The sequence below is a fragment of the Chryseobacterium luteum genome, assembly GCF_000737785.1.
In the GTDB taxonomy this organism is placed as follows: domain Bacteria; phylum Bacteroidota; class Bacteroidia; order Flavobacteriales; family Weeksellaceae; genus Chryseobacterium; species Chryseobacterium luteum.
In genome coordinates, this window is sequence record NZ_JPRO01000012.1 from 74,555 (window position 1) to 92,714 (window position 18,160).

20 protein-coding genes are annotated in these 18,160 nt (G+C 37.3%); 13 read left to right on the forward strand and 7 right to left on the reverse strand.

Going from position 1 to position 18,160, the window contains the following annotated elements:
* Positions 1 to 88 precede the first annotated feature (88 nt).
* A complete protein-coding gene (locus IX38_RS13130) occupies positions 89 to 619 on the reverse strand; it encodes a HugZ family pyridoxamine 5'-phosphate oxidase (RefSeq protein ID WP_034705734.1) in 531 nt (176 codons plus the stop codon).
* A 166-nt stretch (positions 620 to 785) separates the two neighbouring features.
* On the opposite strand from IX38_RS13130, the gene ahcY reads away from it, so the two are divergent.
* A complete protein-coding gene (ahcY, locus tag IX38_RS13135) occupies positions 786 to 2,099 on the forward strand; it encodes an adenosylhomocysteinase (protein ID WP_034705735.1) in 1,314 nt (437 codons plus the stop codon).
* Between the two features lie 274 nt (positions 2,100 to 2,373).
* On the forward strand, positions 2,374 to 2,766 hold the full coding sequence (yiaA, locus tag IX38_RS13140) for an inner membrane protein YiaA (RefSeq protein WP_034705736.1): 393 nt from the start codon (positions 2,374 to 2,376) through the stop codon (positions 2,764 to 2,766).
* A gap of 295 nt (positions 2,767 to 3,061) precedes the next feature.
* Here yiaA and purE read toward each other — a convergent pair whose 3' ends face one another.
* Positions 3,062 to 3,565: a 5-(carboxyamino)imidazole ribonucleotide mutase gene (gene purE, locus IX38_RS13150; RefSeq protein WP_034705738.1), complete on the reverse strand. Its 504-nt coding sequence runs from the start codon at positions 3,563 to 3,565 to the stop codon at positions 3,062 to 3,064.
* A gap of 203 nt (positions 3,566 to 3,768) precedes the next feature.
* Here purE and IX38_RS23035 point away from each other — a divergent pair, with 203 nt between their 5' ends.
* The 5 genes from IX38_RS23035 to IX38_RS13170 all read left to right on the forward strand — a co-directional run bounded on the left by IX38_RS23035 (position 3,769) and on the right by IX38_RS13170 (position 8,588).
* The gene (locus IX38_RS23035; protein ID WP_165570739.1) at positions 3,769 to 3,909 is read left to right on the forward strand and encodes a bacteriocin-like protein; all 141 of its coding nucleotides are present in this window, start codon (positions 3,769 to 3,771) and stop codon (positions 3,907 to 3,909) included.
* Between the two features lie 149 nt (positions 3,910 to 4,058).
* Complete coding sequence (locus IX38_RS13155; RefSeq protein WP_034705740.1) at positions 4,059 to 4,964, forward strand: DMT family transporter; 906 nt, start codon at positions 4,059 to 4,061, stop codon at positions 4,962 to 4,964.
* Positions 4,965 to 5,088: 124 nt separating this feature from the next.
* Positions 5,089 to 5,790: a hypothetical protein gene (locus tag IX38_RS13160; protein ID WP_034705742.1), complete on the forward strand. Its 702-nt coding sequence runs from the start codon at positions 5,089 to 5,091 to the stop codon at positions 5,788 to 5,790.
* A 100-nt stretch (positions 5,791 to 5,890) separates the two neighbouring features.
* Positions 5,891 to 6,457 carry a hypothetical protein gene (locus IX38_RS13165; RefSeq protein ID WP_034705744.1) on the forward strand — a complete coding sequence of 189 codons (567 nt, stop codon included), beginning with the start codon at positions 5,891 to 5,893 and terminating at the stop codon, positions 6,455 to 6,457.
* A 7-nt stretch (positions 6,458 to 6,464) separates the two neighbouring features.
* On the forward strand, positions 6,465 to 8,588 hold the full coding sequence (locus tag IX38_RS13170; protein ID WP_034705745.1) for a cation:proton antiporter: 2,124 nt from the start codon (positions 6,465 to 6,467) through the stop codon (positions 8,586 to 8,588).
* Positions 8,589 to 9,085: 497 nt separating this feature from the next.
* Here the strand turns inward: IX38_RS13170 and IX38_RS13175 are convergent, their stop codons facing one another.
* Both IX38_RS13175 and IX38_RS13180 read right to left on the reverse strand, forming a co-directional pair.
* The gene (locus IX38_RS13175) at positions 9,086 to 10,198 is read right to left on the reverse strand and encodes a 5-(carboxyamino)imidazole ribonucleotide synthase (RefSeq protein WP_034705834.1); all 1,113 of its coding nucleotides are present in this window, start codon (positions 10,196 to 10,198) and stop codon (positions 9,086 to 9,088) included.
* A gap of 40 nt (positions 10,199 to 10,238) precedes the next feature.
* The gene (locus tag IX38_RS13180) at positions 10,239 to 10,790 is read right to left on the reverse strand and encodes a DUF1543 domain-containing protein (protein WP_034705836.1); all 552 of its coding nucleotides are present in this window, start codon (positions 10,788 to 10,790) and stop codon (positions 10,239 to 10,241) included.
* An 85-nt stretch (positions 10,791 to 10,875) separates the two neighbouring features.
* Here IX38_RS13180 and IX38_RS13185 point away from each other — a divergent pair, with 85 nt between their 5' ends.
* Together IX38_RS13185 and IX38_RS13190 are read left to right on the forward strand one after the other, a co-directional pair.
* The gene (locus IX38_RS13185) at positions 10,876 to 11,706 is read left to right on the forward strand and encodes a sulfite exporter TauE/SafE family protein (protein WP_034705747.1); all 831 of its coding nucleotides are present in this window, start codon (positions 10,876 to 10,878) and stop codon (positions 11,704 to 11,706) included.
* Entirely contained in the window at positions 11,706 to 12,089 is a 384-nt protein-coding gene (locus tag IX38_RS13190; RefSeq protein ID WP_034705749.1) for a DUF1634 domain-containing protein, read from the forward strand. Before IX38_RS13185 ends, IX38_RS13190 begins: the two co-directional genes overlap by 1 nt.
* 3 nt (positions 12,090 to 12,092) lie before the next feature.
* On the opposite strand, the gene gloA2 is transcribed toward IX38_RS13190, so the two are convergent.
* Positions 12,093 to 12,470 (reverse strand): SMU1112c/YaeR family gloxylase I-like metalloprotein, encoded by a 378-nt coding sequence (gene gloA2, locus IX38_RS13195; protein WP_034705751.1) that lies wholly within the window; start codon positions 12,468 to 12,470, stop codon positions 12,093 to 12,095.
* Between the two features lie 76 nt (positions 12,471 to 12,546).
* The gene (locus IX38_RS13200) at positions 12,547 to 12,987 is read right to left on the reverse strand and encodes a nuclear transport factor 2 family protein (RefSeq protein WP_034705753.1); all 441 of its coding nucleotides are present in this window, start codon (positions 12,985 to 12,987) and stop codon (positions 12,547 to 12,549) included.
* Positions 12,988 to 13,118: 131 nt separating this feature from the next.
* Between IX38_RS13200 and IX38_RS13205 the strand changes: the two genes are divergently transcribed.
* Together IX38_RS13205 and IX38_RS23225 are read left to right on the forward strand one after the other, a co-directional pair.
* Positions 13,119 to 14,012 (forward strand): endonuclease/exonuclease/phosphatase family protein, encoded by an 894-nt coding sequence (locus IX38_RS13205; RefSeq protein WP_228377959.1) that lies wholly within the window; start codon positions 13,119 to 13,121, stop codon positions 14,010 to 14,012.
* Positions 13,975 to 14,199, forward strand: coding sequence for a hypothetical protein (locus tag IX38_RS23225; RefSeq protein ID WP_228377960.1), 225 nt, complete (start codon positions 13,975 to 13,977; stop codon positions 14,197 to 14,199). The genes IX38_RS13205 and IX38_RS23225 overlap by 38 nt, the downstream gene beginning before the upstream one ends.
* Before the next feature lie 222 nt (positions 14,200 to 14,421).
* Here the strand turns inward: IX38_RS23225 and IX38_RS13210 are convergent, their stop codons facing one another.
* Positions 14,422 to 15,708 carry an adenylosuccinate synthase gene (locus tag IX38_RS13210; RefSeq protein ID WP_034705754.1) on the reverse strand — a complete coding sequence of 429 codons (1,287 nt, stop codon included), beginning with the start codon at positions 15,706 to 15,708 and terminating at the stop codon, positions 14,422 to 14,424.
* A 160-nt stretch (positions 15,709 to 15,868) separates the two neighbouring features.
* Here IX38_RS13210 and IX38_RS13215 point away from each other — a divergent pair, with 160 nt between their 5' ends.
* Both IX38_RS13215 and IX38_RS13220 read left to right on the forward strand, forming a co-directional pair.
* On the forward strand, positions 15,869 to 17,260 hold the full coding sequence (locus tag IX38_RS13215) for an AAA family ATPase (protein ID WP_165570740.1): 1,392 nt from the start codon (positions 15,869 to 15,871) through the stop codon (positions 17,258 to 17,260).
* Entirely contained in the window at positions 17,257 to 18,144 is an 888-nt protein-coding gene (locus IX38_RS13220) for a DUF4435 domain-containing protein (protein ID WP_034705756.1), read from the forward strand. The genes IX38_RS13215 and IX38_RS13220 overlap by 4 nt, the downstream gene beginning before the upstream one ends.
* Positions 18,145 to 18,160: the final 16 nt, after the last annotated feature.

The window sequence follows — 18,160 nt, forward strand, 5'->3', positions numbered from 1 at the left end:
ACAAAGAATCTGTTAAATAAAAAAATCTTCTTTATTTAACCATTATAAACTTCCATCTTCCCGCTCCCATCTTCCTTTCTTTATTGATTTATTTCGGCTGATGATTCACATCATTTCTATGTTCAAGAATGTCAAGGTTTTCATCTACAAAATAAGCACTTCCGAATCCGTTCACATAAGAACCTTTCACAGGGTGCAGACCGATTAAGATAAAATCTTTCATTTCAGAAATTACCTCTACCACTTTTCCGTGAGTTTCTTTTAATTGGGAAACAACTGTATTCCAGGTTTCAGAATCTCTTTCAACCTGAGAAGCTGATGCTTCGATTGTTAACCTTTCACGGGCGTAGATCTGTTTTGTAGCAGATTCATCTTCAATAAACATTACTGAAGTTTTTCTTCCGTCCGCAAGATTCTTAGTATGTTTTGCCATGAAAGAAACCAGGATATAAAATGTATTTTCTATCTGTACAAACGGTGCATAGCTTGAAGTAGGTGTTCCCTCTGCATCTACCGTTGCCAGAATTATACTTTGAGTTCTTTCAATTAATTCCTTTACTTTCGGAGTCAATGGTTTTGCTGCTTTTTTAGCTTCTTCCTGAGTACTTGTATGATTCATAATAAAGATTTATTTCTACAAAAATAGTTTATTTAGAATAAAGAAAAATAATTTTCTGTTATGTATAATTTCATATAATTGAAACTGAAGCCGCGTTTTTTTATCTTAATTATTAATTGTAATTTTGCATCTTATTATAATTTGAATTTAAATTTATTCATTGCATATGAGTACTACAACACAATACGTTCCTTATAAAGTTAAGGACATATCCCTTGCAGAATGGGGAAGAAAAGAAATTACCCTTGCCGAAGCAGAAATGCCCGGTCTGATGTCTATCCGTGAAGAATACGGACCATCTCAACCCTTAAAAGGCGCAAGAATTGCCGGATGTCTTCACATGACGATCCAGACAGCTGTGCTTATCGAGACACTGGTGGCTTTAGGAGCTGAAGTTACCTGGTCTTCTTGTAATATTTTCTCTACACAGGATCACGCTGCTGCTGCTATTGCTGCCGCAGGAATTCCCGTTTATGCGTGGAAAGGCCTGAACGAAGAAGAATTTGACTGGTGTATTGAGCAGACTTTATTCTTCGGTGAAGACAGAAAACCATTAAACATGATTCTGGATGATGGTGGAGATTTAACGAACATGGTTTTCGACAGATACCCGGAATTCACAAAAGATATCAAAGGACTTTCTGAAGAAACTACAACCGGAGTTCACAGACTGTACGAAAGAATGAAGAACGGAACTTTGGTAATGCCTGCCATCAACGTAAACGATTCAGTTACTAAGTCTAAATTCGACAACAAATACGGATGTAAAGAATCTGCAGTAGATGCTGTAAGAAGAGCTACAGACCTTATGCTTGCTGGAAAAAGAGTGGTAGTTTGCGGATACGGAGACGTAGGTAAAGGTACTGCTGCTTCATTCAGAGGAGCCGGTTCTATCGTTACTGTAACTGAAATTGATCCAATTTGTGCGCTTCAGGCTGCAATGGACGGTTACGAAGTAAAAAGATTGGATACTGTTGTTGATAACGCAGATATCATCATCACAACTACAGGTAACTTCAACATCGTAAGAAGAGAACATTTCCTTAAGATGAAAGATAAAGCTGTGGTTTGTAACATCGGTCACTTTGATAATGAAATAGATATGGCCTGGCTGAACGAAAACTACGGTTCTACAAAATCTGAAGTTAAGCCACAGGTAGACATCTATACCATTGAAGGTAAGGAAGTTATCATCCTTGCAGAAGGAAGACTGGTCAACTTAGGCTGTGCAACAGGACACCCAAGTTTTGTAATGTCTAACTCTTTCTCTAACCAGACTTTGGCTCAGATCGAATTATGGACCAACTCTGCTGCTTATAAAAATGAAGTCTATATGCTTCCAAAGCATTTGGATGAAAAAGTAGCTGCTTTACACCTTAAAAAATTAAGCGTTGAACTGGAAACTCTTTCTCCGGAGCAGGCTGAATATATCGGTGTAGATGTAAAAGGGCCATTCAAACCTGAGTACTACAGATACTAAAATTGTCATCCTTAGCTAGCCGAAGGATCTCAAAATATAGAAACTCTCCAATTTTTTTTGGGGAGTTTTTGTTTTTTTAGAAGCTTAATCCCGCTATCCGCTCATACTCCTCGCTCCTGGCTTTTGCCGGCCCCTGCTGTGGGGTAACCGCTGCTATCGGGGCTAGAAAGTCACTGTTACGTCTTTCTCAGTATTTTACCCATATTTTCCAGCTTTTACCACTAAGTTTAGAAAAAATGAATATATTTAGCCCCTCAAACAAAACATATAATTAATGAAAAAACAAAGAGTATCGAATGCGTTCGTAGCCGCATCATGGGTAGCATTGGGAGCAGGAATGATCGGCTTTATCGTAGGCCTTGCCAGAGCTGAAATGCAGCTGAATGAAAAGGGATATTATTTCACCATCCTTCTTTATGGCCTTTTTGCCGTAGTTTCTCTGCAGAAAGCAGTTCGTGACAGATTGGAAAATATCCCGGTAACGGATATCTATTATGGCATCTGCTGGTTTGCGACCCTTTCATCCATCGTGCTGCTGGCCGTGGGACTCTGGAATGCGACCATCCTTCCGAGTGAAAAAGGATTTTATGCATTTGCATTTCTCCTTGCCCTTTTCGGAGCGATTTCTGTACAGAAAAATACAAGGGACAATATGACCCAGGAATAAAATAACAGAAACGCTCCGATACCGGAGCGTTTTTTTATTAAAAGCAATATAATGAGAATACAGGAATAGATTTTTCACCATTTGCAGATTTTTATTAATTTACATATATTTATTTCCAAAAAACTAATATATGATATAAAAGGTGATGGTATCAATGTAGAATCTTTACTGCCGGGAAATTATATGCTACAGCTTATTTCAAAAGAAAACGTCCGGTCTTTTAAATTCATCAGGAAACAAAACAAAAATCGCCTTATCTTCTGATATGGCGATTTTTTAATGGTGTATGTGTTATTTAAACATCAAAATGATTCGGGTGCATGGCTTTGATATCATCCACCGTTCCCAATACTTTATCTTTAAGGGAGTCCTGGTATTTCTGCAGGTTTTCAGCGATTGCTTCATCTGCGCTTCCCAGAATTTTCACAGCTAAAATTCCAGCGTTTAAGGCTCCATTCAAAGCGACCGTTGCTACAGGAATTCCGCCTGGCATCTGAAGGATAGACAGTACAGAATCCCAACCATCAATAGAATTGCTGGACAGAATGGGAACTCCAATTACAGGTAAAGTTGTACAACTCGCTACCATTCCCGGGAGATGTGCTGCTCCACCAGCGCCTGCGATGATCACTTTAAGCCCTCTTTCTTTTGCCGTTTTTGCGTAGTCAAACATTCTTTCCGGTGTTCTGTGCGCCGAAACTACTGTCAGTTCGTATGGAATATCGAGGCTTTTCAAAAAATTTGCAGCCTGTTCCATGATCGGCAGATCGCTCTGGCTGCCCATAATAATTCCTACCATCTTCAATTTTATTAGATCGTCAAAGATAAAAAAATATAACCTTTTTTAACATATACAATTCCTGCTGAAATTTTACAAAATAAGATATACAATAAATAGTTCATTAATCAATAGAATAAGAGAAGTTAAACTCTGTTAATTTCGATCTGTACTAATTATTTTTTTCCAATATTTGTTTTACCAACAACATAAAATTTATTGAAATGAAAAATTTAAAAAAACTTAAAAAAGAAGAACTCAAAAAAGTTTTAGGAGGTATCGATGCCTGTTCATTCCAACTTTGCTTCAGGAACGGCAAATGGTTGTGTGTTCCTTTTGACACATGCGGAGGGTTCCAACCTTAAAAAGCCAAAGGAGTACATTAAAAAATGTACTCTTTTTTATTATTATCTATTTGATCAGTTCTTCTGTATCTTCAAAAAACACAGCAACTGTAGCCATCCGTTCTATTTCATAACAGGTATATTTGTACCTGTTATACCTATTATTCACATTGAAAGATTATAAACTTATTTTTGCTGTTCTCACCGTTGCTGTTGTCTGGGGAACTACATTTCTCGCTATCCGTATCGCCGTGGAAACGATCCCCGCATGGTTTGTAGCCGGGATCCGTCAGCTTCTGGCCGCCATAATTATGCTTTTAATTCTTCTTTCAAGAAAGGAATTCAAATGGATAGGATGGAAAAATCTGCGGTATCAGCTTATTTTCGCTTCACTTATGTTAGTTGTGGCAAACGGGATGACCACTGTTGCCGAAGAAACCGTATCCAGCAGCCTTGCGTCATTAATCAGTGCCTGCTCCCCTATTTTAGTATTCCTGGGAAGTGTTGCTGTTGGTCTGCAAAAATTCAGTTTCCGGGCTCTTGCAGGTGTTCTTTTGTGTTTCAGCGGAATCCTTTTTGTTTTCTGGGATGGTATACAGGATCTTGCGAATCCACAGTACAGAACGGGAATGATTTTTCTTTTCTGCGCGATTGCCGGATGGGCTTCTGGAACCATTTTCACAAAAAAACTCAATATCCAAAGCGGTCATATTACCCTGAACCTGTTTTATCAGTTCCTTTTTGCAGGAATTATACAGGTTATTTTTGCGTTTATATTTTCAGACCATTATAATTTCGGAAACTGGTCCTTAAAAAGTATTTCAGCAATGCTTTATCTGGCTGTATTGGGTTCCGTTGCTGCATTTTTTGCCTTTCATTATGCTTTGACCAAGATTTCTCCGGTACAGGTTTCAATCCTTGCCTATGTGAATACGGTAATTGCTATATTTTTGGGCTGGCTGATTATGGATGAAAAAGTTTCCTTTAAATTTATCCTGGCAGCTGTTCTGATTATCTGCGGGGTTTTTATTATTAATTATAAACCGGAAATGTTTAGAAAACAAAAGACAGTATAGTTGCTTTAAAATTGACGGCAAAACGGCATAAGGATGCTTAGTCTTCCTAAAATAGGAGATTTTTTACATTGAAATTTCCCCTTGTCTCAATTTTCCTTATCTTGGCTGCACCAAAAACAATCACATGTTAAATCGCAAATTACTTGCCCTTCCTTTGTTACTGACTTCTGCATTTTATTTTGCACAGCAGATTGAACTGAGAGAAAATATAAAACTTAAAAATTTTGATTACCCGATTTATATTAAAAATAAAAAAGATCAGTCGGCCATTAAAGAATTATACCAGATTCCGAATAAAGCGGATACCATTACAGAAAATGCATTGGTTAAAAATACTTCCAATGAGGAAACCCACAGAGGATTTTATAGAATCAATGATTCAGAGATTCATTTTGTAGATATTGACCTTCAATCTCAAAAGATCAACCGCAGGATATACAGTCCGAATAAAAAGGGAAGTCTTAAGTTAATCAAAGAAGATGTCAACCTAAGTGCATATCCCAATGATCTCCCGCCCAAATTTAAAGACAACAAGCCTCCTCACCCGGAATTTGCCGGAGGAGAAAAGGCATTATATCAGTGGATTGAAAAGAACATCTATCCTGTTCTCGATCAAAAGTACAAAAGGAAAGAAAACGGAAATTCGGTACTCGTCTTAGATATAGATCCTAAAGGTTCTGCTTCTTTTGTAGAAATCAAAAACCTCAAGGTTGCAGAAAATATAAGAACCGAACTCACAGACAAGGTGAAAAAATCACCTGTATGGAAAACCAATATACAGGGTTTTGAGGTTTCAGGAATTGTGCTGATCCCTATTGAATATTGATTCCAGCAATGTAATTTTTCCTGTATTTAAGCCAAAATGAGCGGGGAAATTTCATATTTTCCTTATTTTTTCATATATTGTTTTCACCAACACTGACAATATGCTTAAAAATACATTTTTCATTTTTTTTGCCGCCTCGCTTCTCCTGATCAGCTGTGACTATAAGGAAAAAGAAAAAAACCTGACGGAAAGAGAAAAACAGTTACTCGAAAAAGAAAAAACATTCGCAAAAAAAGAATCTGAATACCAGTCTCTTTTAAAAATGAGAGACAGCATTTTTGCAAAAAAAGATTCCGTTAAGATCGCCTTGTGGCCGGATGAAATTTCCGGCCCGTGGACCGGAAAAGTAATCTGTACAGAATCCAACTGCAGTGATTATGTGGTGGGAGACCAGCGTACAGATACCTGGGAATTCGACAGTGATTCTATTCATCTGACTGCTAAAATCATCAATAACAATAATCTGGTAAGGGTTTATTCGGGCAGGTTCGAGCATAATGAAATCAAGCTTAATTTCAGGACAGATTCCACTTCTCAAAAAAAAGTGGAGATGAATGTTCTGCTTAATGATATTTCTGACAGCAAGCTTAAAGGAACCAGAACCATTACTGCCGAGAACGGTTGTACAGCCAAGTTCTCCGTTGAATTAGTACGTTCCACCAAATAAAACACTTATGATTTTACTGAGTATACACAATCTGAGTTTTCCAATAGAAGATCCGGTCCTGAAATTCCTGTTGGTACTGGTTATCATCCTTGCCGCTCCCCTGCTTCTGAACAAGATTAAAGTTCCGCATCTGCTGGGCCTTATCATTGCCGGAGCCGTAATAGGACCCAACGGTTTTAATGTGCTCGCAAGGGACAGCAGTATTGTTGTAACGGGAACTACAGGTCTTCTTTACATCATGTTCCTTGCAGGACTGGAGATCGATATGGGCGATTTTAAAAAGAATAAATGGAAAAGCCTAACGTTCGGGATCTACACCTTTACAGTTCCTTTTGTCCTGGGCTACCTGGGCGGTTATTATCTGCTTCATTTCTCTATATTGACATCCATACTTTTTGCCAGCCTTTTTTCTTCCCATACACTGATTGCCTATCCGTTGGTCAGTAAACTGGGAATTGCAAAAAATAAAGCGGTCAATATTACTGTGGGAGGAACGATGATTACGGATATCCTGGCACTTTTGGTACTTGCTGTCATCGTAGGAATGTCGCAGGGTGATGTAGGTACGGAATTTTGGGTTAAACTTTCTGTTTCCTTTATTGTTTTTGCCCTTATTGTTCTGATTGTATTTCCGATTATAGGACGCTGGTTTTTCAAAAAGGTGGATGATAAGATTTCACAGTATATTTTTGTCCTTGTGATGATCTATCTGGCAGCGATGCTTGCCGAACTTGCCGGAGTAGAAGCTATTATCGGAGCATTCTTTGCAGGATTGGCATTAAACAGGCTTATTCCCCATACCTCATCACTGATGAACCGCGTGGAGTTTGTAGGAAATGCCATCTTTATCCCGTTCTTCCTGATCAGCGTGGGAATGCTTATTGACTTTAAAGTTTTCTTTAAAAGCTGGGAAACACTGGAAGTTGCAGGAATCATGCTGGCTGCATCCATCGGAGGGAAGTATATTTCAGCAGTGATGACGCAGAAGACCTTCAGACTGTCCAAGGAGGAGGGAAAGCTCATTTTCGGACTGAGTTCGGCTTCTGCAGCAGCAACATTGGCCTCTGTAATGGTAGGATACAATATCATCCTTTCTGAAACCGAGACCGGCGAACCGGTAAGATTACTGAATGAGCATGTACTGAACGGAAGTATTCTTCTGATCCTTATTTCCTGTACGGTATCATCCTTTATTTCAATGGCCAGCGCCCAGAAAATCGCGGAAAGCGACAATGAAGATACGGTTTCCGGCAACAGCCATGAAGAGGAAAATATCCTTCTGGCCATCAACCACGAGGAGACCGTGGAAAGAATGGTTAACCTGGGTATTTTGATTAAAGCCCACTCCAATACGGAAAACCTGTTCGCCCTGAACATCATTAATGAAGATAAAAATGAATCTTCAGTAAAAAATGCTGAAAAACTCCTCCACCAGGCTACAGACGCCGCGGCTGCAGCTGATGTTAAAATGCAGGCTCTGAAAAGGTATGACAATGATGTGATCAATGGGGTTAAAAATGTCATTAAGGAACAGAATATTACGGATCTCATCATCGGTCTGGAAGATGAGAAAGGCTTCTCCCCTTCTTTTGTTTATAATCTTTACAGCGGATATCTTCAGAATGATGACGTGAATGTATTGGTGTATCATGCCGCACAGCCACTGTCCACCATCAAAAAATACGCCGTGATGATCCCGGAAAATGCGCATAAGGAAGCCGGATTCTTCCATGCGATTCTGAGGGTATGGAATATTGCCAGAAACTCCGGTGCCACAGTAGTTTTTTATGCTCCGGAAAACATCCTGGATATTCTCCAGAAGATCGTTAAGAAAGCCAATATAGAAGCAGAGTTCATTATTATGAGTACCTGGCAGGACGGTGAAAAAACAGCTGCAAAACTGAAAGAAGATGAAGCACTGATCGTCCTGATGGCCAAACGCGGTATGCGGTCCTACATTCCACGAATGAGACTTATCCCGGAATTACTGAATAAGTATTTAAGTGATAATAATTACCTGCTGATCTTCCCGTTCTCGGAATTTGATGAAAACAGTCCGGAGATACGTTCTGTGGGAAATCATGGGGATTTTGTGGAGATTGGAAATGTGATTCAGAAGATTTTTAAATAACAGGAGTTAATTTAAGAGCTTGTTTAAATTTTACTCAATAAGATTATGATGCAGAAATAATTACTAAAGAAACAGATTTCTCACGCAGATTTCACGGATGACGCAGATTTATTTCAGTTATAAAAATATGCGTAATCTGCCCAATCAGCGAGATTTTAAAAATTTAAACAGGCTCTAAAAAAATTGTAGAGAACAAATAAATAGCTTTGCTGGCTGATACTTTAAGCTTTCAGTTATCTGAAAAATATATCAAATATTCATACAAGTTTGCTAATCTGTGAAAGGGTGTTTTTCACGCGAAGGTTTAATATTATACCGCGTGATTGGAGGGAGGCAAAGAGGGGAATCAACAAGTTGATCCGATGAAGCGTATGGATAGACAATGCATGTAAATTCTTGGATTGCGGGATGGAAAATGTGCTTCTTGAATTTCAAAAAGTAAGACATAAAAAAAGAGCTGCAGGATGATTACAGCTCTTTTGTCTTTATTTTAAGCTTTATTCGGCAATTACTTTTATCATGCTTTTCACCTTTATGAGTTTTTCCATAAGCTCTTCACGGGAATCAGCAAGTACATTGATGTGTCCCATCTTTCTTCCGGGTTTGGTTTCGGTTTTTCCGTATAAGTGGATATAAGTTTTGGGCAGTTTGAGCACATCATCCATTCCTTCATAGATCACTTTTCCGGCATGTCCTTCTGCTCCTACAAGGTTCAGCATTCCGCTGTAAGTAAAGGCGTCCGTGTCTGCCAAAGGCAGGTTTTTCACCACACGGTACATCTGTTCAAACTGGGAGTTGGCATTCCCTTCCTGGCTCTGGTGGCCGGAGTTGTGAAGTCTCGGAGCGGTTTCATTTACCCATACCTTTCCTTGTTTATCAAGGAATAATTCGATTGCAAAAAGCCCCGGTGAGTTGACGGCATTGAGAAATTTTTCAGTAATGGAATCAATCTGGTTCCGGATATCATCGCTCAAAAATACGGGACAGATATTGAAATCCAGTAGGTTAAGTTTAGGATCAGCCACCATTTCGGTTACGGGAAAAATTTTTGTTTCACCGTTTTCATTTCTGGCAACGATCACGGAAAGCTCCTTGTCGATATCCACCAGGTTTTCAATTACGGAAGCTTCTTTCCATAAATGCTGGTAATCATCTTCTGTTTTGATCACCTGAACGCCTTTCCCGTCATAACCTCCGGTATTCATTTTCTGCACAAACGGCAGCGGCATCATGATTTTTTCTTCGCTGTCCCAAACGACCTGAAATTCAGGGCTTGGAATATCATATGTTTTATAGAATTCTTTCTGGAGGATCTTCTGCTGGATGGTCTTGATAATAGCCGCATTGGGAACCACTTTTACCCCTTGTTTTTCAAGCTCGGCCAAAGCATCGGCGTTGACGTGTTCTATTTCGATGGTTACTACATCTTTATCTTTTCCGAAATTCAGCACTGTATCGTAATCGTTAAAATTTCCCTGCGTAAAATGGGAAATACTGCTGCACGGTGCATCAGAAGCGGGGTCCAGTGTATAAAATTGGTCGTCGTATTTCAGTGCGCTCTGTATCAGCATTCTTCCCAGCTGTCCGCCTCCTAAAATTCCTATTTTCATTCTTACTTTTATTTTTTCTATTAGATTTTTATGGAAAGTTCTATTGAATTTTGTCAATCTTTAAATACCCTAGCCCCATTGGATTTTCCTGGTTCTCTTCATCAGATTTTGTCAGGACGATGGAATACTTTTCTTTCATTTTTTCCGGCAGGATATCACTGACATTATAAATATCATCAATATCAACACCATGTTTATCATCAATATGACTTACTGCTCCTTCAAAACCCATTGTTGCATAAAATTCTGTTGTTTTTGCCCTTTTGACAATTTCTCCCATTGATTGTCCTGCCATCAGGTGCTGTTCATGGAATTCTTCAAAAAAACCTTTCTTATAACCTCCTAAATTAAGGAAATACAGCTGGGTTTCAGACGGCTGATCTGTTTTCTCAACGATCTTCACTTCATATCCGTCTGCAAATCTCACTTCCTGGTAACAGTCCAGGTGGATCTTTCCCTGCGCTTCTTTCCAGAAATCCTTTATATCGGGGACGAGATCTTTAAGATTTTCCGCTATCCCGAAAAACACGTCATGCTGCTCAATATTCCTGCCCTTGGGCGTTGCACCGAGAATGATATAAAATAATTTCATGTCACTTTTCATACCTGCAAAAATACATCAAATTTATCTTTTTTAAACGTTTGGCAGAGTACTACAATAGTTTTATATTTGTAGCATGTCAGAAATCATTATTCTGTTCCTCGGCGCGGTTTCAGCCGGTCTTTTAGGTTCACTTACGGGTTTGGGAGGAGGTGTTATCATTATTCCTTTATTGACGCTGGGTTTCGGCGTTCCTATGCATTATGCCATTGGTGCTTCTTTAATTTCTGTAATCGGTACTTCTTCGGGTGCTGCGGTAGCTTTTGTGAAAGAAGGCTTCACCAATATGCGGATAGGCATGTTCCTGGAGATCGGTACTACAGCAGGAGCTATTATCGGAGCATTGGTTTCCGGAATGCTTAATCCGAATACGATCGGGATTATTTTCGCCAGTATCCTTTTGCTAACGGTTATTTTAAATCTTAAGGGAAAACCCGATCACCAGGAGCCTTTAATAAAGGGAAGCCTTGAAGAAAAGCTGAAGCTGTACGGCACTTTTCCTGATAAAGGGGTTTTAAAAAGCTATTCCGCAAGAAATACGGTTCCTGGGTTCCTGATGATGCTTTTTGCAGGGGCAATGTCCGGGCTTTTGGGGATAGGTTCCGGTGCGCTTAAGGTTCTGGCAATGGACAATATGATGAAACTGCCGTTTAAGGTTTCTACAACAACCAGCAACTTTATGATCGGTGTAACGGCTGTGGCGAGTGCCCTGATCTATTTCCAGAGAGGTGAGATTATTCCTGTGATTGTGGCTCCGGTACTGATTGGTGTTGTGGTAGGAAGTTTCATTGGCTCAAAAACACTGATGGTATCCAAAACGAAGAAACTGAAAGTGTTCTTTGCTATTGTGATCACCATCTTATCAGTTTATATGATGTATAACGGTATCAATAAGAGTTTCAGGTAATGAGAAAGAATTTTACAGACGTGGATCTGAACCGTTCGGTAGGAAATCTTCTGAGATTGGGCGTTATTTTGTCTGTGATAACATCACTGATCGGTTTTATTAAACTTTTTACGGAAGGTTTTAAAATGCCTAAAAAATATACTTCCTTGGACATGGGTTCGTCTTCGGAAAAGGTGTGGGGAATGTTTTGGAATTCTTTATGCAAGGGAGAAGGTATGGCGATTATCCAGCTGGGAATTCTGCTTCTGATCTTTACACCTCTGGTTAGGATTATTTTTGCGTTGATAGGCTATTTAAAAGAGAAAGACTACGTGTATGTAGTCATTTCATCCATTGTTCTGGCAATTATGGCCGTCAGTTTCTTTACGGGTTATGCCCACTAACATTTACATTTCATAAAACTCCAGCGGAAGCTGATCGGGATCCTGGGTGAAGAAAAATTCTTTTCCCGTGTATTCATCTATGCGGATGTCTTCACAGGTAAGGCCTTTTGCTATAAGTTCATCTCTTTTATTTCCTACATTTTCCACAGAGAATGCCAGATGCCTTAAACCGCAGGATTCAGGGCGGGACGGCCTTGGCGGCGGATCAGGAAATGAAAACAGTTCAATCACGTAATGGTCTCCGATAGCGAGATCAAGCTTGTACGATTGTCTTTCTTCACGGTAAACTTCACGGATAATATTAAGGCCTAAAACTTCTGTATAAAATTTCCTGGAAACTTTATAATCTGAGCATATAATGGCAATGTGATGGATCTTCATTTTACAATGTTTTTAATTGTTTTGTTGAGAGCTTCCTGAGATTTTGCGGAAAGCTAAACCAGATTTCAGTTCTTTATTATTTTATTTCCCTGCAGTTTTCTTTTCTTCTGGTATCTATGATGTACTGGATTTTCCAGCCATCCTGCTGTCTGACCAATTGAAAGCTGTTTGCCCCGCAATGAGAGAATGTCCCTTTAAAATAGAAAGAATAGGGTGTAAAAACACTGGCAAGTGCTCCATCGGTATGAACAGCATCAATGATAATTCTTTCGTCAAGGTCATCTTTTGAAAACCTGGAAACGGAAGTGACAAACTCCTGTACATTTTCATTTTTAACGGTCCCGTCTTTGGCAATACTCTGTAAAACGGCATTCTCTGCAAAAGCGGATTTCATAAGCTCAGGATCGGCATTTTTCATTCCCAGAAACAGATCACGGATCGGTTTTTCTATTTCCGTGTTCTGCTGTCCGAAAGAGAAAGCTGAGAATAGTAAAGCAGCAGCAACAAGCTTATTCATATTGGTTTTAATTAATCTGACACGATAAAAGTAGGAAAAAATATGATAAACCATTAAATTAACATATCTTAAAAGGGAATTGATTTGAATTGTATAAAAAATAAACTATTTTTATCCGTTGATTAGATTATATGTGGGATATTTATTTATCGTTAACCGGTTTGCTGCTGCTGCTGACATTACTGCCTAAAATTCAGAATTCCCATTGGATATTCAGGGTTCCGGAGTTTGGTAAAATCCAGATCACTTATGCAGTTCTTTTTACCTTTATTCTGGGCTTCTTTATCGGTCATACTGAGCATATGCTGTATTCACAGGGGCTTCTGGCTTTGCTGTTCGTTCATCATGGAGTTACCCTTGTAAAATACACTCCGCTTTACCCGGTAAAAAAACACCGGCAGCAAAACGAATCTTCTCAAAAGCTGCATTTTATTTCTGCCAATGTCTACCAGTTTAATAAGGAATATGACAAGTTCATCAAACTGATAGAGAAATACAGCCCCGAAATATTCCTTACCATGGAAAGCAACGGAAACTGGGAACAGGCCATGAAAGTTCTTGAAAAAGATTATCCGTTTCAGCATAAGGTAACACTTGAAAATACTTACGGTATGCATTTCTATTCTAAAATTGAGATTGAAAGTGCAAATACCCATTATTTTGTGGCTGACGATATTCCAAGTATTGAGGTTCACTTAAAGACTGAGGACGGATTTTCGTTTGTGTTTTTCGGAGTACATCCCCCACCGCCGAGCCCTACTGAGGAGGAAACATCAAAAGAAAGGGACGGTGATCTTTTAAGCACGGCAAAACGGGTAAAGGATATCCATGAACCGGTTATTGTGGTAGGGGATTTTAATAATGTGGCATGGTCGAAATCCTCCATAAAAAAAAAAAACGAGTCATTTAATAGATCCCAGGATCGGGCGTTCGTTTGTGTCTACGTTTCACGCCAGATACCGTCTTCTGAGGTTTCCGATCGACCTGATGTTCCACAGCGAAGATATTTTTATCAAAGAGCTTAAAACGCTGGAAAATTTTGGTTCAGACCATCTTCCCGTGTATTGTGAGTTTTTCATCGACCATCACAATGATGAACAGGAAGAAAAGGTAGAAGAAGCTACCGCCGGGGAAAAAACCGAAGCTGAAGAAATGATAGAGGAAGGGAAAGAGGAAAATGGAGAGCGTGATGCAGTGGTTGCTGAAGGCTAGATCAATCTGAAAATTTTCAGTTCAGAATGCCTGAAGGTGATCTTCAATTTTTATATCATCGTACTGAAAAATAATAACTTTAAATATAAGTCTTATAGAAAATTTAGTACTGGGCCTGTACAGTATTTTAACATTCATTTTCTCCCAAAGATATCAGGAAAAACATAAAAACGGCCGTTTCACAAGTTATGAAACGGCCGTTTTTTATTTATGAAATTCTTCTTAGAATAATTCTTTTCTGATGATGTTCTGGCTTCTTTCAGGGCCTACAGAAACTAAGTATACGTTGATTCCAAGGTATTTCTCGATGAATTCAATATATTTCTGAGCATTGTCAGGAAGTTCGTCGTAGCTTCTTACTTTGGTAAGATCTTCGTTCCAACCCGGCAGATCCTGGTAGATCGGTTCGTAATTGTATAATTTTTCCGTTGAAGAAGTGAAATAATCAATGATTTTTCCGTCTTCAGTTTTGTAATGAGTTACGATTTTCAAATTTTCAATTCCTGTAAGAACGTCTAATTTCGTAATTACTAAGTTATTGATACCGTTGATCATACAAGCATGCTTCAAAGAAACAAGGTCTAACCAACCTGTTCTTCTCGGTCTTCCTGTTGTAGCTCCGAATTCACCACCGATCTGTCTGATGCTTTCTCCCAATTCATTGTCCAGTTCGGAAGGGAAAGGTCCGTTTCCTACTCTTGTGCAATATGCTTTGGCAACACCAATCAGGTTTTGAAGGGATGTTGGCGGAACACCAGCTCCCGTACAAACCCCTCCGGTTGACGGAGAAGATGAAGTAACATACGGATATGTTCCGAAGTCGATATCCAGCATTAACGCCTGAGCTCCTTCAAATAAAACGTTTTTACCGTCTCTGATGGCTTCGTTCAGTTCCAGTTCAGTATCAACGATTCTGTCCTGAAGCTGTTTTCCGATCTCTAAAAATTCGTTGTAAATTTCTTCAACGTCTAATGTCGGTTTTCCGTAATATTTTTCGAAAAGAGAGTTTTTAACCTTTAAGTTTTTCTCAATTTTATCTCTTAAAATTTCAGGATTCAAAAGGTCTACCATTCTGATACCAATTCTTGCGATCTTATCTTCATAACATGGCCCGATTCCTTTTTTGGTGGTTCCTATCTGCGTTCCTCCATGTTCTTCTTCACGGTAAGTATCCAAAAGAATGTGGTAAGGCATGATCACATGTGCTCTTCTGCTGATAAAAATATGGTCTGTTCTCAAGCCTTTGCTCTCGATCTGACCTACTTCTCTAATAAAAGATTTAGGATTTACCACTACTCCATTCGCAATGATACACTTCCCTTTGCACTGCAGAACTCCTGAAGGAAGAAGGTGCAAAACAAATTTCTCTTCACCCACATAAACCGTGTGACCAGCGTTGTCTCCGCCCTGGAAACGAACAACATAATCCGATTTTGCTGATAAAACATCCGTGATTTTTCCTTTACCTTCATCTCCATACTGAAGACCTACAACTACGTAAGTTGACATATTTTACTTTTGTTTTTAGATTCATGCAAAATTACTTTTAAAAAATTGGGTGGGCAAATTTGAGGGGGAATTTATTTTTGGGTGGTGGAAATCATTACGGTTTTCCGCAATTATGATTATTTGGTATTATGTATATTTGAACATTAATAAGGAAACAACCATGATAAAAGAAATTGTAATTAAAAACTTGTATGGGGTATTTACCCATAAAATAAAAACCAAAAAAAATAATATTACTCTAATTTTAGGTGAAAATGGTATTGGTAAGACAGTAATATTGAAACTAATAAAATCATTATTTGACAATAATTTTTATGAATTAGGGAAACACGATTTCGAAATATTCTCTGTATATCTTGAAAACAATTCACTAATAGAAGTTAAAAAGAAATCTTCTAATAAGGCCTTAAATCATTTTAGACCGGAAAACTATTCCCTTGAAATTACATATTACGAAAATTCAAAGTCAAAGAAAACTGGGAACTCTCATTTCAAACTAAGTTCCGATACGATTTATGAATTTTATAAATCTGGTAATGAACCAAGAAATAGGAGATTTTTAAATCCTGACTTATTTTATACACTTAAAAATTATTTACCTATTCCAATTGATCGAGTTAGTTCTAACCGTATAATTGATTTAAACTCTGGTAGAATATATGGCATACATGAATTAATTGATAGATTCGCCGAATATTTACCGAATGATATAAAAGAAGTATTTTCAAATGAATCTATTCCTGAATGGTTCACCTTAAAAATAAAATCTTACAAGGTTAAGCTAATTGAAACACAAAGATTATTGACTAAAATAAAATCAGATGATCAAGAATACAAAAATGCTGTTACTCAATCAACCGAAGAATTAAAAAGCATTCTTAGAACTAAAACTCTTGAAGCAACAAACCTTTCAACCAAACTTGATAGAACATACACAAACAGATTGATTGAGAAAGTAAGATTAAGAAATAATTCTTCTATAAATGACATTGAAGACTCTCTAATTAAACTTGAAGATAGAAGAAATTTTCTAATTAATGTAGGACTTTTGGAAAATGACAACGAGGCAATTAATTCGATTTCTGACATTAATAATAATACTGACGATATTGAGTTACTTAAAGATGTTTTAGAAGTTTATATTGATGATAGCAATGCTAAGCTAAAAACCTATGACGACTTAAGTGAAAAGCTAAACTCTTTAATTGAAATCATTAATAAAAGATTCAACTATAAAAACTTTTCGATTAATAAAAATGAAGGCTTTTTATTTAAATCAGATATAACAGGTAAGAGAATTCCTTTAACAAATCTTTCATCAGGTGAGCAACATGAATTAGTTCTTTTTTATGAACTTCTTTTTAATACGCCTTCAAACTCAACAATATTAATAGATGAGCCTGAAATTTCCCTACATATTTCTTGGCAAAATGAATTTATTAATGATTTAAAAGAAATAATAAGTATAAATAATATTAGTGCTATTGTAGCAACACATTCACCTGATATTATTAATGGTAATTGGGATTTAACTGTTGAGCTATCAAGATGAAAGAATATATTACACCCGAAAGAGTTGCTACTTCAATTCTTATAAAAAGAAAAAAACAAAAAAAATGCTTTATAGTTGAGGGCAATCATGATAGACTATTCTTCCTAAAATTTAAAGATTCAGATGTTAATGTAGAGATAGCATTTGGATGGGAAAATGTTATTGAAGTATTAAAGATTCTTAAAAAAGAGAATTTTTTAGATGTAATCGGAATAATAGATTCTGATTTTAAATTAATGGTTCCTGAGAAATTTGAGAAATTAGAAAATTTAATTCTGACAGATTATCATGATGTAAATACTTTAACTTTAGACAAATCTTTTGATGTTGTTATAAAAACTCATGAATCGGAAGAGAAAATCAATTCATTCTTAGAAGAAAAAAAGAAACCATTAAAAGAATACATTTATTCTTTGGCAAGACCTCTGGCAATGCTAAAACTGCTTAATAAAAGAGAAAATTACAATATTTCTTTTAAAGGTAAGAAAAACGATTCTCCTTCATTAGATTTTTCAAAATTTATTAATAAAGATAAATTTGAATATATTTCAAATGAAAAATTAATTGAAACAATAATAAATTATTGTAATGGAAAAACTAAAATGCCACTTCCAACCAAAGATATTTTAATTGATAAACTCAATGAATTAATAAAATTAGAAAGTAAAAATTATACAGATGTTAGTTTAATTTGTGGTCATGATTTTGGAGAGATAGCTGTACTAGGATTAAAAAAAAGACTTGGCTCTAAAAGTATTAAAGGAGATGATTTTTTAAATGAATGTGTCTTAAATTATGATAGTATGGATTTCAAAAAAACAAAATTATATCAGTCCATAAAAGATATTGAAACTAAAACATTTCAAACGTATTTAAAAGTATAATTAAATAAAACAGGAA

What these genes read in the sequence shown, in the direction of transcription:
- IX38_RS13175 (WP_034705834.1), bottom strand. Translation starts at nt 10,198, where the DNA reads ATGAAAATAGGAATTTTAGGAGGCGGACAGCTGGGAAGAATGCTGATA.
- IX38_RS13205 (WP_228377959.1), top strand. Translation starts at nt 13,119, where the DNA reads ATGTGGGATATTTATTTATCGTTAACCGGTTTGCTGCTGCTGCTGACA.
- IX38_RS13185 (WP_034705747.1), top strand. Translation starts at nt 10,876, where the DNA reads ATGTCAGAAATCATTATTCTGTTCCTCGGCGCGGTTTCAGCCGGTCTT.
- IX38_RS13220 (WP_034705756.1), top strand. Translation starts at nt 17,257, where the DNA reads ATGAAAGAATATATTACACCCGAAAGAGTTGCTACTTCAATTCTTATA.
- IX38_RS13130 (WP_034705734.1), bottom strand. Translation starts at nt 619, where the DNA reads ATGAATCATACAAGTACTCAGGAAGAAGCTAAAAAAGCAGCAAAACCA.
- IX38_RS13170 (WP_034705745.1), top strand. Translation starts at nt 6,465, where the DNA reads ATGATTTTACTGAGTATACACAATCTGAGTTTTCCAATAGAAGATCCG.
- IX38_RS13190 (WP_034705749.1), top strand. Translation starts at nt 11,706, where the DNA reads ATGAGAAAGAATTTTACAGACGTGGATCTGAACCGTTCGGTAGGAAAT.
- IX38_RS23035 (WP_165570739.1), top strand. Translation starts at nt 3,769, where the DNA reads ATGAAAAATTTAAAAAAACTTAAAAAAGAAGAACTCAAAAAAGTTTTA.
- IX38_RS13215 (WP_165570740.1), top strand. Translation starts at nt 15,869, where the DNA reads ATGATAAAAGAAATTGTAATTAAAAACTTGTATGGGGTATTTACCCAT.
- IX38_RS13210 (WP_034705754.1), bottom strand. Translation starts at nt 15,708, where the DNA reads ATGTCAACTTACGTAGTTGTAGGTCTTCAGTATGGAGATGAAGGTAAA.
- ahcY (WP_034705735.1), top strand. Translation starts at nt 786, where the DNA reads ATGAGTACTACAACACAATACGTTCCTTATAAAGTTAAGGACATATCC.
- IX38_RS13200 (WP_034705753.1), bottom strand. Translation starts at nt 12,987, where the DNA reads ATGAATAAGCTTGTTGCTGCTGCTTTACTATTCTCAGCTTTCTCTTTC.
- purE (WP_034705738.1), bottom strand. Translation starts at nt 3,565, where the DNA reads ATGGTAGGAATTATTATGGGCAGCCAGAGCGATCTGCCGATCATGGAA.
- IX38_RS13180 (WP_034705836.1), bottom strand. Translation starts at nt 10,790, where the DNA reads ATGAAATTATTTTATATCATTCTCGGTGCAACGCCCAAGGGCAGGAAT.
- IX38_RS13160 (WP_034705742.1), top strand. Translation starts at nt 5,089, where the DNA reads ATGTTAAATCGCAAATTACTTGCCCTTCCTTTGTTACTGACTTCTGCA.
- IX38_RS23225 (WP_228377960.1), top strand. Translation starts at nt 13,975, where the DNA reads ATGTTCCACAGCGAAGATATTTTTATCAAAGAGCTTAAAACGCTGGAA.
- gloA2 (WP_034705751.1), bottom strand. Translation starts at nt 12,470, where the DNA reads ATGAAGATCCATCACATTGCCATTATATGCTCAGATTATAAAGTTTCC.
- yiaA (WP_034705736.1), top strand. Translation starts at nt 2,374, where the DNA reads ATGAAAAAACAAAGAGTATCGAATGCGTTCGTAGCCGCATCATGGGTA.
- IX38_RS13165 (WP_034705744.1), top strand. Translation starts at nt 5,891, where the DNA reads ATGCTTAAAAATACATTTTTCATTTTTTTTGCCGCCTCGCTTCTCCTG.